Raw genomic sequence first — 14,254 nt, 5'->3', positions numbered from 1 at the left:
AGTGGGGCGTACGCACGGTACTCAGGTTGTACGAGAGAGGGCTGAAGTACAGATGAACGCAGTTGGCCGCACCAGGCTCAACCAGACGGCCGAGTGGACGGCCCTGGTCAAGCACCGGGAGCAGCTGGGGGAGGTGCGGCTGAGGGAGCTGTTCGACGCCGACCCCGCGCGCGGCACCGCGTACACCCTCCAGGTCGGCGATCTGCACGTCGACTACTCCAAGCACCTGGTGACCGACGAGACCCTCGCGCTCCTGCGGGACCTCGCCGCGGCGACGGACGTGTTCGGGCTGCGGGACGCGATGTTCCGGGGCGAGAAGATCAATACGACGGAGGGGCGTGCGGTGCTGCACACCGCGCTGCGTGCGCCCGCCGACGCGGTGATCGAGGTCGATGGTGAGAACGTCGTGCCGAAGGTCCACGCGGTGCTCGACAAGATGGCGGCGTTCGCGGAGCGGGTCCGTACGGGTGAGTGGACGGGGCACACCGGCCGGCGCATCAAGAACGTGGTCAACGTCGGCATCGGCGGCTCCGACCTCGGCCCCGCCATGGCCCATGAGGCGCTGCGTGCCTACACCGACCGCGATCTGACGGTCCGCTTCGTGTCGAACGTGGACGGTGCCGATCTGCACGAGGCGGTGCGGGACCTGGACGCGGCGGAGACGCTGTTCATCATCGCCTCCAAGACGTTCACGACCATCGAGACGATCACCAACGCCACGTCCGCGCGGGACTGGCTCCTGACCGAGCTGCGTGCCGACCAGAGCGCGGTCGCCAAGCACTTCGTGGCCCTGTCGACGAATGCCGAGAAGGTCGCGGACTTCGGTATCGACACGGCGAACATGTTCGAGTTCTGGGACTGGGTCGGTGGTCGGTACTCGTTCGACTCGGCCATTGGTCTGTCGTTGATGATCGCGATCGGTTCGGATGCCTTCGGGGAGATGCTCGGCGGGTTCCGGCTGGTCGATGAGCACTTCCGTACGGCGCCGGCGGAGGCGAATGTGCCGTTGCTGCTCGGTCTGCTGGGGGTCTGGTACGGCAATTTCCATGACGCGCAGGCGCACGCGGTGCTGCCGTACTCGCATTACCTGTCGAAGTTCACGGCGTATCTCCAGCAGCTGGACATGGAGTCCAACGGCAAGTCGGTGGACCGGGACGGCCGTGCGGTGGAGTGGCAGACCGGTCCGGTGGTGTGGGGCACGCCGGGGACCAACGGCCAGCACGCGTACTACCAGCTCATCCACCAGGGCACCAAGCTCATCCCGGCCGACTTCATCGGCTTCGCCGAGCCGGTCACCGATCTGCGGCCGGGCCTGGTCGCCCAGCACGACCTGCTGATGGCCAACTTCTTCGCCCAGACGCAGGCCCTGGCCTTCGGCAAGACGCCGGAGGAGGTGCGCGCGGAGGGGGTGCCGGAGGAGCTGGTGCCGCACAAGACGTTCCGGGGCAACCACCCGACGACGACGGTCCTGGCCCGCGCGCTGACGCCCTCGGTCCTGGGCCAGCTCATCGCGCTCTACGAGCACAAGGTGTTCGTCCAGGGCGCGATCTGGAACATCGACTCCTTCGACCAGTGGGGCGTCGAACTCGGCAAGGTCCTCGCCAAGCGCGTCGAACCCGCCCTGACCGAGGGCGCCGACGTACCCGGCCTGGACCCGTCCACGAAGGCCCTGGTCGCGAAGTACCGGGAGCTGCGCGGGCGTTGAGCCCGGCGGGGCGCCTCCTGGACGTTGCCGGGCCAGGCCCGGCAACGTCCGCGTTCACCCGCATGGCCGATCGGAGCCCTCTCCGGACTGCGGGGACCCGGGCCCCGCTGAAGCATGGCGGACATGACGCGACAGCAGGGCTGGTCCGCACCCGTACCGCCACCCCAGCCGAGGAGTCGGAGCGCGAGATCACAGTCACGTACGAGGTGACCGGTGACGCGAAGGACGTCACGATCACGTACTCGACGTACGGCGACGGCCATGCGTCGCAGAACCAGGTGACCGACGTCGACCCGCCGTGGCGCAAGCAGTTGAAGACGAAGGGCTTCGTCAAGGGCGGGAGGCTCGCCATCACCACCGCGGCTTCAGGCGGCACAGTCCACTGCCGGGTCACGGCCGACGGGACCACCCGTACCGCCACGGCCAGTGGTGTCTTCGCCACGGCCGTCTGTGACGGCTTCTGAGAGTGGTAGTACGCCGACGGGCCCCGATCCGGTGGAGGATCGGGGCCCGTCGGCGTGTGCGGTGCGGTCAGGGAGACGCCGGGGGATACAGGTCCCGCGGCAGCTGGGACGCCGCTGCCGCGTCCAGGAGCCACAGCGTGCGGGAGCGGCCGTAGGCGCCCGCCGCGGGGGCCTGGACCTCGCCGGCCCCGGAGAGCGCGATCGCCGCCGCCTTCGCCTTGTCCTCGCCCGCCGCGAGCAGCCACACCTCGCGGGCGGACCGGATCGCGGGAAGGGTCAGCGAGATGCGGGTGGGCGGCGGCTTCGGCGCGCCGTGCACGCCGACCACCGTGCGCTCCGTCTCGCGGACCGCGGGCAGCTCGGGGAAGAGTGACGCCACGTGCGTGTCCGGGCCGACGCCGAGCATGAGCACGTCGAACGTCGGCACGCGACCGCCCGCGGCGGCCGCCGACTGATAGTGCTCGGGCCCGGCCGCGGCGGCCAGCTCGGCCGCGTACGCCTCGGCGGCGGCGTCCGCGCCGTCCGTGTCGGCACCCACGCCGTACGGGCCGTCCGACGCGGGCATCGGGTGCACCCGCGCCGGGTCGAGCGGCACCGAGTCGAGCAGGGCCTCGCGGGCCTGCGTGTAGTTGCGCTCGGGGTCGCCCTCCGGCAGGAACCGCTCGTCGCCCCACCACAGGTCGAGCCGGGACCAGTCCACCGCGTCGCGCGCGGGGGCCGAACTCAGCGCCGCGAGCAGGCCGTTGCCGTTGCGCCCGCCGGTGAGGACCACCGAGGCGAAGCCGCGGGCGGCCTGCGCGTCGACGATCTTCGTGATCAGGCGCGCCGCGGCGGCCTGGGCCATCAGCTCCTTGTCGCGGTGGACGACGAGCTGCGGTGCGGTGGTCACTTGGCGGCCGCCTTCTTCGACGGGGCCTTCTTCGCGGAGGCCGTCTTCTTCGGCGCGGGGGCTTCGCCCGCCGGGGCCTGCCCGGCAGGGGCGGCGGCACCGGACGGCTCCGCCGGGGCCTTCGCGGAGACGGTCGACCGCGCGGTCTCGCCGAGCCGGTCCACGCCGAACTTCAGCGCCGACGCGTACGTGTCGTCCGGGTCGAGGCGCCGCAGCTCCTCCGCGATCAGCTCGGAGGTCTCGCGGCGCTTGAGCGCCACCGCGCGGTCCGGCTGCCCCTGGATGGAGAGCGTGGCGAGCGCGCCGTCCGCACGGTCGAGCACGATCGGGCCGCAGTTGGTGTCCATGCGCACGCCGGTCAGACCGGGGCCCGTGGAGAGGCTGCGCTTGACCGGCACGGAGAGCCGGTCGGCGAGCCACATCGCGAGCAGCTCGACGCTCGGGTTGAACTCCTCGCCCTCCACCTCGGCGGCGGTGACCTCGCAGGTCACCTGGTCCAGGGCGGCCGCGAGCATGGAGCGCCACGGCGTGATCCGGGTCCAGGACAGATCGGTGTCACCGGGGTGGTACGCCTCGGCGCGAGCGGTCAGCTCCTGTACGGGCCGCTCGGCGGCGTAGGTGTCGGTGACCCGGCGCTGGGCCAGCGCGCCCAGGGGGTCCTGGGCGGGGTCGAGCGGAGCGTTCACCGGCCACCACACGACGGTCGGGGCGTCCGGCAGGAGCAGCGGGAGCACCACGGACTGGGCGTGGTCGACGACCTCGCCGTACAGCCGCAGGACCACCGTCTCGCCGGTGCCCGCGTCGGCGCCGACGCGGACCTCGGCGTCCAGGCGCGATGACGTGCGGTCCCGGGGCGAGCGCGAGACGCGCTTGATGACGACCAGCGTGCGCGAGGGGTGCTCGCGCGAGGCCTCGCTGGCCGCCTTCAGGGCGTCGTACGCGTTCTCCTCGTCGGTGACGATGACGAGGGTGAGGACCATGCCCACGGCCGGGGTGCCGATCGCCCGGCGGCCCTGCACGAGCGCCTTGTTGATCTTGCTGGCCGTGGTGTCCGTAAGGTCGATCTTCATGGCCGGCGCCAGCTCCGTCCGTCTCGTGCGAGCATCTCGTCCGCCTCGACCGGGCCCCAGGTGCCGGACGGGTACTGCGCGGGCTTGCCGTTGGCGTCCCAGTACTCCTCGATCGGGTCGAGGATCTTCCAGGACAGCTCGACCTCCTCCGTGCGCGGGAAGAGGTTGGCGTCGCCGAGCAGGACGTCCAGGATCAGGCGCTCGTACGCCTCGGGGCTGGACTCGGTGAAGGACTCGCCGTAGGCGAAGTCCATCGACACGTCCCTGATCTCCATGGACGTGCCGGGCACCTTGGAGCCGAAGCGGACCGTGATGCCCTCGTCGGGCTGGACGCGGATGACGATGGCGTTCTGCCCGAGCTCCTCCGTCGCCGTGTGGTCGAAGGGGGAGTGCGGGGCGCGCTGGAAGACGACCGCGATCTCGGTGACGCGGCGGCCGAGGCGCTTGCCGGTGCGCAGGTAGAACGGCACGCCCGCCCAGCGGCGGTTGTCCACCGACAGTTTGACGGCGGCGTAGGTGTCGGTCTTCGACTTGGCGTCGATGCCGTCTTCCTGGAGGTAGCCGACGGCCTTCTCGCCGCCCTGCCACCCGGCCGAGTACTGTCCGCGCACGGTGTCGCGGCCCAGGTCCTTCGGAAGGCGCACGGCGCCGAGCACCTTGGCCTTCTCGGCGACCAGCGCGTCCGCGTCGAAGGAGGCGGGCTCCTCCATGGCGGTCAGGGCCATGAGCTGGAGCAGGTGGTTCTGGATGACGTCACGAGCGGCGCCGATGCCGTCGTAGTAGCCCGCGCGGCCACCGATGCCGATGTCCTCGGCCATGGTGATCTGCACGTGGTCGACGTACGACCGGTTCCAGATCGGCTCGAACATCTGGTTGGCGAAGCGGAGCGCCAGGATGTTCTGGACGGTCTCCTTGCCCAGGTAGTGGTCGATCCGGAACACCTGGTCCGGGGCGAACACCTCGTGGACGATCGCGTTCAGCTCCTGGGCCGACTTCAGGTCGTGGCCGAAGGGCTTCTCGATGACGGCGCGCCGCCACGAGCCCTCGGGCGCGTCCGCGAGGCCGTGCTTCTTGAGCTGCTGGACGACCTGGGGGAAGAACTTCGGCGGCACCGACAGGTAGAAGGCGAAGTTGCCGCCCGTGCCCTGCTTCTTGTCCAGGTCCTGGATCGTGGCCTTGAGCTGCTCGAAGGCGTCGTCGTCGTCGAAGTTGCCCTGGACGAAGCGCATGCCCTGGATGAGCTGCTGCCAGACCTCCTCGCGGAAGGGGGTGCGCGCGTGCTCCTTGACGGCGTCGTGCACCTCCTGCGCGAAGTCCTCGTCCTGCCACTCGCGGCGGGCGAAGCCGATCAGGGAGAAGCCCGGCGGCAGGAGGCCGCGGTTGGCGAGGTCGTACACCGCGGGCATCAGTTTTTTTCGGGACAAATCGCCCGTTACGCCAAAGATGACCAGGCCCGACGGCCCCGCGATGCGCGGGAGCCGTCGGTCCGCGGCGTCACGAAGCGGATTGGCTCCATGAACTGCGGTCAAGGTGTCAGCCCTCCGAGGGGGTGAGGCGCTTCAGCTCGGCCTCGGTCGACTTGAGCAGGTCGTTCCAGGACGCCTCGAACTTGTCGACGCCCTCGTCCTCCAGGAGCTGCACGACCTCGTCGTACGAGATGCCGAGCTTCTCGACGGCCTCGATGTCCGCGCGCGCCTGCTCGTACGTCCCGGCGATGGTGTTGCCGGTGATCTGGCCGTGGTCGGCGGTGGCCTCCAGGGTGGCCTCCGGCATGGTGTTCACCGTGCCGGGCGCGACCAGGTCGTCGACGTACAGCGTGTCCTTGTACGCCTTGTCCTTGACGCCCGTCGACGCCCACAGCGGGCGCTGCTTGTTGGCGTGCGCCTTGTCGAGCGCGACCCAGCGGTCCGAGGAGAAGACCTCCTCGTACGCCTCGTACGCGAGCCGGGCGTTGGCGAGGGCGGCCTTGCCGCGCTGCGCCTTGGCCTCGTCGGTGCCGAGGGCGTCGATGCGCTGGTCGATCTCGGTGTCCACGCGGGACACGAAGAACGACGCCACCGAGTGGATCTTCTCCAGGTCCAGGCCGCGCTCCTTGGCCTTCTCCAGGCCCGCCAGATACGCGTCCATGACCTCGCGGTAGCGCTCGAGCGAGAAGATCAGCGTCACGTTGACGCTGATGCCGAGGCCGATGACCTCGGTGATCGCCGGGAGGCCCGCCTTGGTCGCGGGGATCTTGATCAGCGTGTTCGGCCGGTCCACCAGCCACGCCAGCTGCTTCGCCTCGGCGATCGTCGCCGCCGTGTGGTGCGCGAGCCGCGGGTCGACCTCGATGGACACCCGGCCGTCCTGGCCGCCCGTGGCGTCGAAGACCGGACGCAGGATGTCGGCGGCGTCGCGGACGTCCGCCGTCGTGATCATGCGGATCGCTTCCTCGACGGTCACCTTGCGCGCGGCGAGGTCGGCGAGCTGCTGCTCGTAGCCGTCACCGGACGAGATGGCCTTCTGGAAGATCGACGGGTTGGTCGTGACGCCCACGACGTGCTGCTGGTCGATCAGTTCGGCGAGGTTGCCGGACGTGATCCGCTTGCGCGACAGGTCGTCCAGCCAGATCGCGACGCCTTCGTCGGAGAGGCGCTTGAGTGCGTCTGTCATGGAATTACATCTCCTACTGGTCGTATGGGGGCGTCAGCGCTGGGCTGCCGCGATCGATTCCCGTGCCGCCGCGGCGACCGCGTCGGCAGTGAATCCGAACTCGCGGAAGAGGACCTTTCCGTCCGCGGAAGCGCCGAAGTGCTCCAGCGAAACGATGCGGCCCGCGTCACCGACGTACTTGTGCCAGGTCAGGCCGATGCCCGCCTCGACGGCCACGCGCGCCTTGACGGACGGCGGCAGCACGCTGTCGCGGTACCCCTGGTCCTGCTCCTCGAACCACTCGACCGACGGCATCGAGACGACCCGCGTGGGCACGCCCGCGGCCTGCAGCTGCTCGCGCGCCTCGACGGCGAGCTGCACTTCGGAACCGGTGCCGATGAGGATGGCCTCGGGGCTGCCGCCCTCGGCCTCGAACAGCACGTAGCCGCCCTTGGCCGCGCCCTCGGTGACCTCACGGTCGTACGTCGGCACGCCCTGACGGGTCAGCGCCAGGCCGTGCGGGGCGCCCTTGCCGAACTCCTTGGTCCAGCGGGTGAGGATCTCGCGCCAGGCGATCGCGGTCTCGTTGGCGTCCGCGGGACGGACCACGTTCAGGCCCGGGATGGCACGCAGCGAGGCCAGGTGCTCGACGGGCTGGTGCGTGGGGCCGTCCTCGCCCAGGCCGATGGAGTCGTGCGTCCACACGTACGTCACCGGCAGGTGCATCAGCGCGGACAGGCGCACGGCGTTGCGCATGTAGTCCGAGAACACCAGGAACGTACCGCCGTAGATACGGGTGTTCCCGTGCAGCGCGATGCCGTTCATCTCCGCGGCCATGGAGTGCTCGCGGATGCCGTAGTGGATCGTGCGGCCGTACGGGTCGGCCTCCGGCAGCGGGTTGTCCGCGGGCAGGAACGACGACGTCTTGTCGATCGTGGTGTTGTTCGAGCCGGCCAGGTCGGCGGAGCCGCCCCACAGCTCGGGGATCACCGCGCCGAGCGCCTGCAGCACCTTGCCGGAGGCGGCACGCGTCGCGACGCCCTTGCCCGCCTCGAAGACCGGGAGCTTCTCCTGCCAGCCGGCGGGCAGCTCACCCGCGGCGACGCGGTCGAACTCGGCGGCCCGCTCGGCGTTGGCGGTGCGCCAGGCGGCGAAGCCCTTCTCCCACTCGGCCTTGGCCTGGGCGCCCCGGTCGAGGGCCTGGCGGGTGTGCGCGATGACCTCGTCGGCGACCTCGAAGCTCTGCTCCGGGTCGAAGCCGAGGACGCGCTTGGTGGCCGCGACCTCCTCGTCGCCGAGCGCCGAGCCGTGCGCGGCCTCGGTGTTCTGCGCGTGCGGCGCGGGCCAGGCGATGATCGAGCGCATGGCGATGAACGAGGGCTTGTCCGTGACGGCCTTGGCCCGCTGGATCGCCTCGTACAGCGCGGCGGGGTCGAGGTCGCCGTTCTCCTTGGGCTCCACGCGCTGGACGTGCCAGCCGTAGGCCTCGTAGCGCTTCTCGGTGTCCTCGGAGACCGCGGTCTCCGTGTCGCCCTCGATCGAGATGTGGTTGTCGTCCCACAGCAGGATCAGATTGCCGAGCTTCTGGTGCCCGGCCATCGACGACGCCTCGGCGGAGATGCCCTCCTGGAGGCAGCCGTCACCGGCGATGGCGTAGACGAAGTGGTCGAACGGGGAGGTGCCCGGGGCGGCCTCGGGGTCGAAGAGACCGCGCTCGTAGCGCGCGGCCATCGCCATGCCCACGGCGTTCGCGACACCCTGGCCGAGCGGCCCCGTGGTGGTCTCCACGCCGACCGTGTGGCCGTACTCCGGGTGGCCCGGGGTCTTCGAGCCCCAGGTGCGGAAGGCCTTGAGGTCATCCAGCTCAAGACCGAAACCGGCCAGGTAGAGCTGGACGTACAAGGTCAGCGAGGAGTGCCCCGCGGAGAGCACGAATCGGTCCCGGCCGGTCCAGTCGGCGTCCGCCGGGTCGTGCCGCATCACCTTCTGGAAGAGGGTGTACGCGGCAGGCGCGAGGCTCATGGCCGTACCCGGATGGCCGTTGCCGACCTTCTGTACGGAATCCATGGCCAGGACCCGGCCGGTATCGACGGCACGCTGGTCCAGATCGGTCCACTCGAGGTCTGTGGTGGTCGGCTTGATGCTCACCCTGGGTCAGGGCTCCTCTCCACAATGTCGAATGCCGGTGGCAGGAATCGCACCGGCCGCTGTCGAGCCTACCCCTGTAAGAACGTGCATTTTTTCGAGTCATTCCAGACTGCCGGGGCCCGCTCGGATCCGCCTCCTGAACGGGCGACACCGCTCTCACCATGTGAAGTCGGGGCCGCTCATCTGGGTTCCGATTCCGCCCGCGGTGTCCGTTCGCGCGCCCGGCCGCGAAGACCCCTCGTCTGGAGGCTCAACACGAACCCACCCCCGCGAAGGGCCAGGTATGGGCAACGTCTACAGTGGCGTGGTACGCGTGAGCCTTTACCGGATCTTCATGTCTGAAGGTCCGTCGTGGGCTTGCTGGGATGTCTCTGTCAGGGGTGTGCGTGACGGCCGTTGAATCCCGTCCAGTGGGGACGCTCGGGACGAGCCAGAGCCCGAGCCACCGGCCGTTCGGGGCCCGAGTCAAAGCGTTCGTGGCGCTGACCAAGCCGCGGATCATCGAGCTGCTGCTGATCACCACCGTTCCGGTGATGTTCCTCGCCGAGCAGGGTGTGCCCGATCTGAAGCTGGTGTTCCTCACCTGCCTCGGCGGCTACCTGTCCGCGGGCGGCGCCAACGCGCTGAACATGTGGTACGACCGCGACATCGACGCCCTCATGGAGCGCACGTCGCAGCGGCCGCTGGTCACCGGGATGGTCAGCCCGCGCGAGTGCCTGGTCTTCGGCATCACCCTCGCCGTCGTCTCCACCCTGCTCTTCGGCCTCGCCGTCAACTGGCTGTCCGCCTGGCTGTCCCTCGGCGCGCTGCTCTTCTACGTGGTCGTCTACACGATGATCCTCAAGCGGCGCACCTCCCAGAACATCGTCTGGGGCGGCATCGCGGGCTGTCTGCCGGTGCTCATCGGCTGGTCGTCCGTGACCAACTCGATGTCCTGGGCGCCCGTCATCCTCTTCCTCGTGATGTTCTTCTGGACGCCGCCGCACTACTGGCCGCTGTCCATGCGGGTCAAGGAGGACTACGCGCGCGTGGGCGTGCCGATGCTCCCGGTCATCGCCTCCAACAAGGTGGTCGCCCGGCAGATCGTCCTCTACAGCTGGGTCATGGTCCTGGTCTCGCTGCTGCTCCAGCCGCTGGGCTACACCGGCTGGTTCTACACGGTCGTCGCCCTGGCCACGGGCGGCTGGTGGCTGTGGGAGGCGCACGCGCTGCAGAACCGCGCGAAGGCGGAGGAGACCGGCGGCAAGCTCAAGGAGATGCGCCTGTTCCACTGGTCCATCACCTATGTGTCGCTGCTGTTCGTGGCCGTCGCGGTGGACCCGTTCCTGCGCTAGTCCCTCGACGCCGCTCGGGCTTCTCGGCCCCGTCGCCCTCCGGGTGACGGGGCCGTTCCGTGCTCAGGGCCCGGTGAGGTGCAGATGGCCGTCCCCGTCGAGGCGGGCCGCGCGGCCGGTGCGGAACCAGCCGTCCCGCAGCACCGCGTCCGTGGCCTTCTTGTCCTTGAGGTACCCGTCGAAGAGCAGCGGGCCGCGCACCCACAGCTCGCCGTGCGCGACGCGCGCCGCGACGCCCGGCGCGGGCACCCCGCAGCTGCCGGGCCTGGCCCGTACGTCGGCGTGGTCGAGGACCGCCACGTCCCCCGCCTCGGGCGTGCTGAGGAAGGCGCGGACGCGGGCCGCCGGGGTCGCGGTGCGGATGGCCTCCAGAAGACGCGGGGGAGTGGCGCCCGCCGCCGTCTCCGTGTCGGCGCTGCGCAGCGTGGCCAGGTGGTGCGGGGCCGTGTCCAGGACCTGCCACCACACCTCGGGCGGGCACAGCAGACGCGTGGCCCGGTGCTCACGCACGGCCGCGCAGATCGCCCCGGGCCCCGGCGCCTCCGGGAGCACGACGGTGCCCCGGGCCTGCCACTGCCGCAGCACGGCGGTCCACACGCCCCAGTGCCCCGCGGGGAAGCCGCACACCAGGACGCCCGGCGGCTCGGGGCGGCCGCCGCAGTGCGCGCGCAGGACGCTCGCGCGGTGCGACAGGACGACGCCGCGCGGCCGCCCCGGCCCGGCGAAGAGCACCAGGTGCGGGTCATTCTCCTCGGGAGTCTCAGCCGCCTCGGGCTCCCCGGGCCGGTCGCCATCCGTGCGTACGGCGTCTTCGGTGAGTACGGCGTGCCGCACCCGCGCCGCCGTCGCGAGCCGTGCGCCCTCCGTCGCCGCCTCGGTGTCCGTCAGGACCAGGCACGGTGCCGCCGCCCGCACGACGCGGGCCGACCACGCGTCCCGGGCCAGCGGCACGAGGACCGCCCCGGCGCGCGCGGCCCCCGCGTACACCCGGAGCGTCTCGACCGGATCCCCGGTCGGCGGCCACACGACGCGGTCGCCCCGCCGCACACCGAGGGCCGCCAGCCGCCCGGCGGCCCGGTCGGCCCCCGCGTCGAGGGCGGCGAAGGTGAGCGCCCGCCCGCCGAGCACCACGGCCGGGCGGTGCGGGGCGGCCCCGGCGGCGGACCGGACGACCTCGCCGACCAGCAGACCGGACATGCCCTCGTCCTACCACGGGGCGCCGCAAGGCGGAACGGCCGCGCGCGCCCGCCGTACGACCGTGGCCGAGACCACGCCACCCAGGCGTCGCCCCGCGATCTACCCGTCGGTAGCATCCTGTGCCATGGCAGACACGGAGCAGGGCGAGCAGGCGGCCGAGGCGGCCACGGAAGTCACGGTCGACAAGGACGCCGCGCGCGCCGAACGCAAGGCCGCCAAGCTGGCCAAGCAGATCACCGCGTTCGCGCGGGCCCACGGCGGCGCCGAGGGGCAGGTCGCGTACATCGGGCAGCGGGGCTCCCGGATCGTCCTCGTCGGGGCGGACGGCGGCTGGGGCGACCTCGTCGCGCCCACCCACGCGATCGCCCTGAGCGCCGTGGAGAAGGCCGGGATCACGGTCCACGACGACTTCGACGGCGACTTCGCCGCCAAGGTGCGGACCGGCCCCTACGAGTGGACGCGCATGGCGGGGATCCAGATCGGCGGCCCCTCGGGCGGATGAGACGCGCCCGGGACGGGCACGGAGTGACAAGGCGAGCAACACCTGTCGCCACGGTCACCCGTTAGGACCGTAGGAGTACGGTCCACGCAGGGGAGCCAGGATGATCGAAACGCCGTCCCTGGTGGACCAGCACTGCCACGGCGTCCTGCGCACGGAGCTGGGCCTCGGCACGTTCGAGGCCCATCTGGGCCGGGGCGAGGGGCCGCCCGCCCCCGGCACCACCTTCTTCGACACCCAGACCGGCTTCGCGGTGCGCCGCTGGTGTCCGCCGCTGCTCGGTCTCGAACCGCACTGTCCGCCCGCCCGCTATCTGGCCCGGCGCCGGGAGCTGGGCGTCCTGGAGGCCGGGCGGCGCCTGCTGCGCGGCAGCGGCATCACCACGTACCTCGTCGACACCGGTCTGCCGGGGGACCTCACGCGGCCGGGGGAGCTCGCGACCACCGGGGCCGCCCAGGCGCACGAGATCGTGCGCCTGGAACTGCTCGCCGAGCAGGTCGCCGACACCTCGGGAACCGTCGACTCCTTCCTCGCCAACCTGGCCGAGTCCGTGCACGGGGCCGCGGCCGGAGCGGTCGCGTTCACCTCGGTCGCGGGTCTGCGCGAGGACCGGCCGCTGCCGCCGGAGCCGCCGGGGCCCGGCGAGGTGCGCGGCGCCGCGGGCCGCTGGCTCGCCGGACGGCAGGTGGGCGGCGAGCTGGCCGACCCCGTGCTCCTGCGGCATCTGCTGTGGATCGCCGTGGCCTCGGGCCTGCCGCTGCAACTGCACACCGGCGCCGCGGACCCGCAGCGCTCCTTCGGCGCGTTCGCCCGTGCCACCGCGGGGCTCGGCACCGACCTGGTGCTGCTGCACGGCTATCCGCACCACCGCGCGGCGGCCCACCTCGCGGGCGTCTTCCCGCACGTGTACGCGGATCTGGGCCCGGCCCTGGTGCGCACCGGGGCCCGGGCGGCCGCCGTGCTCGCCGAGATCCTGGAGCTGGCCCCCTTCGGCAAGCTCCTGTTCTCCAGCGGCGCCCACGGCCTGCCGGAGCTGCACGTGGTCGGCGCCACCCTGTTCCGTGAGGCGCTCGGCCGGGTGCTCGGCACCTGGGTGGCCGAGGGCGCGTGGTCGCTCGCGGACGCGCAGCGGGTGGCGGCGATGATCGCGGCGGACAACGCGCGGCGGGTCTACGGCCTCACGGACGAGTGACGCCCCGCTGCGTCAGCGGGGCGTCGGGCGCGTCGGGCGAAGCGGGCGGGCGCGGGCGCGGCGCTCAGACCGCGGACAGCTCCGCGTCGGCCTGCGCCGGGACCTCCGGTGCCGCCGTCGGCCGCTCGCGCAGCGACAGCAGCACCCGCAGGACCGCGATCCACACCGCGCACGAGCCCAGCATGTGCGCCGCGACCAGGACCTCCGGCAGGTCCGTGAAGTACTGGACGTAGCCGATCGCGCCCTGTGCGAGCAGCACCAGGAACAGGTCGCGGGTGCGGGCCAGCGGCCCTGCCGGGGCGTCGACCGCCTTGAGGACGAACCACAGGGCGAAGGCCAGCGTGACCACGATCCACGCCAGGACGGCGTGCAGCTTGCTCACGCCCTCCCAGTCCAGGCCGATCGCGCCCACGTTCATGCGCGGCACGTCGCTGGAGTCGCCCGCGTGCGGGCCCGCGCCGGTCACCACCGTGCCGACCGCGATCAGCAGTACGGTCACACCGGTCAGGACCCAGACGAGCTGGGCGACGGCCTTGCCGATCAGCGGGCGGGTCGGGGCGTCGCCCTCGCGGGTGCGCTGCCACGTCGCCGTGGCGACCGCGATCAGGGCGGTGGAGAGCAGGAAGTGCGCCGCGACCGTGTACGGGTTGAGCCCGACGAGCACGACGATGCCGCCGAGGACCGCGTTGCCCATGACGATCCAGAACTGGACCCAGCCGTACCGCGTCAGGCTGCGCCGCCACGGCTTCTGCGAGCGGGCCGCGATGATCGCGAATCCGACCGCCGCGCACAGGGCGTACGTCAGCATGCGGTTGCCGAACTCGACGACGCCGTGGAAGCCCATCTCGCTGGTCGCGGTGAGGGAGTCCTCGGTGCACTTGGGCCAGGTCGGGCAGCCGAGGCCGGACCCCGTCAGGCGTACGGCGCCGCCGGTGACCACGATGACGACCGTCATCAGGAGGGAGACGAGGGCCGCGCGCTGGACGGTCCGTTGGGTCGGGGTCCAGCGTTCGGCGATGAAGGCGAGCGGGTTGCGCGCGAACTGGGCGGCTTCGGCTCGGGTCACTTTTGGCACGGCCCCATCGTAGGGGGCCGCTTGTGCACGGCTTCACGAGGGGGACGTAT

At 71.6% G+C, this 14,254-nt stretch carries 12 protein-coding genes; 5 read left to right on the top strand and 7 right to left on the bottom strand.

The annotated features are described in order from the left end of the window. Nucleotides 1-52 precede the first annotated feature (52 nt). Together pgi and CP982_RS11310 are read left to right on the top strand one after the other, a co-directional pair. The gene (gene pgi, locus CP982_RS11315) at nt 53-1,705 is read left to right on the top strand and encodes a glucose-6-phosphate isomerase (protein ID WP_150510399.1); all 1,653 of its coding nucleotides are present in this window, start codon (nt 53-55) and stop codon (nt 1,703-1,705) included. Between the two features lie 206 nt (nt 1,706-1,911). Beyond that, entirely contained in the window at nt 1,912-2,169 is a 258-nt protein-coding gene (locus CP982_RS11310; RefSeq protein WP_150510398.1) for a hypothetical protein, read from the top strand. A gap of 67 nt (nt 2,170-2,236) precedes the next feature. Here CP982_RS11310 and pgl read toward each other — a convergent pair whose 3' ends face one another. Genes pgl through tkt form a run of 5 tightly spaced genes read right to left on the bottom strand, consistent with a single transcriptional unit; the run spans nt 2,237 to nt 8,907 of the window. Continuing rightward, entirely contained in the window at nt 2,237-3,058 is an 822-nt protein-coding gene (gene pgl, locus CP982_RS11305; protein WP_150510397.1) for a 6-phosphogluconolactonase, read from the bottom strand. Further along, entirely contained in the window at nt 3,055-4,128 is a 1,074-nt protein-coding gene (gene opcA, locus CP982_RS11300; RefSeq protein WP_150510396.1) for a glucose-6-phosphate dehydrogenase assembly protein OpcA, read from the bottom strand. The genes pgl and opcA overlap by 4 nt, the downstream gene beginning before the upstream one ends. Further along, nucleotides 4,125-5,657, bottom strand: a complete 1,533-nt coding sequence (zwf, locus tag CP982_RS11295) for a glucose-6-phosphate dehydrogenase (protein WP_150510395.1) — start codon at nt 5,655-5,657, stop codon at nt 4,125-4,127. The genes opcA and zwf overlap by 4 nt, the downstream gene beginning before the upstream one ends. Before the next feature lie 4 nt (nt 5,658-5,661). Beyond that, nucleotides 5,662-6,780: a transaldolase gene (gene tal, locus CP982_RS11290; protein ID WP_150510394.1), complete on the bottom strand. Its 1,119-nt coding sequence runs from the start codon at nt 6,778-6,780 to the stop codon at nt 5,662-5,664. A 33-nt stretch (nt 6,781-6,813) separates the two neighbouring features. Continuing rightward, nucleotides 6,814-8,907 carry a transketolase gene (gene tkt, locus CP982_RS11285; RefSeq protein ID WP_150510393.1) on the bottom strand — a complete coding sequence of 698 codons (2,094 nt, stop codon included), beginning with the start codon at nt 8,905-8,907 and terminating at the stop codon, nt 6,814-6,816. 365 nt (nt 8,908-9,272) lie between these two features. On the opposite strand from tkt, the gene CP982_RS11275 reads away from it, so the two are divergent. Continuing rightward, nucleotides 9,273-10,241, top strand: coding sequence for a heme o synthase (locus CP982_RS11275; RefSeq protein ID WP_221515868.1), 969 nt, complete (start codon nt 9,273-9,275; stop codon nt 10,239-10,241). 63 nt (nt 10,242-10,304) lie between these two features. Here CP982_RS11275 and CP982_RS11270 read toward each other — a convergent pair whose 3' ends face one another. Next, entirely contained in the window at nt 10,305-11,438 is a 1,134-nt protein-coding gene (locus CP982_RS11270) for a class I adenylate-forming enzyme family protein (protein ID WP_150510392.1), read from the bottom strand. A 124-nt stretch (nt 11,439-11,562) separates the two neighbouring features. On the opposite strand from CP982_RS11270, the gene CP982_RS11265 reads away from it, so the two are divergent. Next, a complete protein-coding gene (locus tag CP982_RS11265) occupies nt 11,563-11,940 on the top strand; it encodes a hypothetical protein (protein WP_150510391.1) in 378 nt (125 codons plus the stop codon). Between the two features lie 100 nt (nt 11,941-12,040). Beyond that, nucleotides 12,041-13,129, top strand: a complete 1,089-nt coding sequence (locus CP982_RS11260; RefSeq protein ID WP_150510390.1) for an amidohydrolase family protein — start codon at nt 12,041-12,043, stop codon at nt 13,127-13,129. Between the two features lie 64 nt (nt 13,130-13,193). On the opposite strand, the gene CP982_RS11255 is transcribed toward CP982_RS11260, so the two are convergent. Continuing rightward, complete coding sequence (locus CP982_RS11255; RefSeq protein ID WP_150515421.1) at nt 13,194-14,195, bottom strand: COX15/CtaA family protein; 1,002 nt, start codon at nt 14,193-14,195, stop codon at nt 13,194-13,196. Nucleotides 14,196-14,254 lie beyond the last annotated feature (59 nt).

The sequence above is a fragment of the Streptomyces spectabilis genome (assembly GCF_008704795.1).
In the GTDB taxonomy this organism is placed as follows: Bacteria; Actinomycetota; Actinomycetes; order Streptomycetales; family Streptomycetaceae; genus Streptomyces; species Streptomyces spectabilis.
Note: the sequence above shows the minus strand (reverse complement) of the source record. Positions and strands in the feature narration are given on the sequence as shown.

Excerpts from the sequence above, each read along its gene's own strand:
- CP982_RS11275 (WP_221515868.1), top strand. The coding sequence starts at position 9,273 with ATGTCTCTGTCAGGGGTGTGCGTGACGGCCGTTGAATCCCGTCCAGTG.
- CP982_RS11265 (WP_150510391.1), top strand. The coding sequence starts at position 11,563 with ATGGCAGACACGGAGCAGGGCGAGCAGGCGGCCGAGGCGGCCACGGAA.
- opcA (WP_150510396.1), bottom strand. The coding sequence starts at position 4,128 with ATGAAGATCGACCTTACGGACACCACGGCCAGCAAGATCAACAAGGCG.
- pgi (WP_150510399.1), top strand. The coding sequence starts at position 53 with ATGAACGCAGTTGGCCGCACCAGGCTCAACCAGACGGCCGAGTGGACG.
- CP982_RS11260 (WP_150510390.1), top strand. The coding sequence starts at position 12,041 with ATGATCGAAACGCCGTCCCTGGTGGACCAGCACTGCCACGGCGTCCTG.
- tal (WP_150510394.1), bottom strand. The coding sequence starts at position 6,780 with ATGACAGACGCACTCAAGCGCCTCTCCGACGAAGGCGTCGCGATCTGG.
- CP982_RS11270 (WP_150510392.1), bottom strand. The coding sequence starts at position 11,438 with ATGTCCGGTCTGCTGGTCGGCGAGGTCGTCCGGTCCGCCGCCGGGGCC.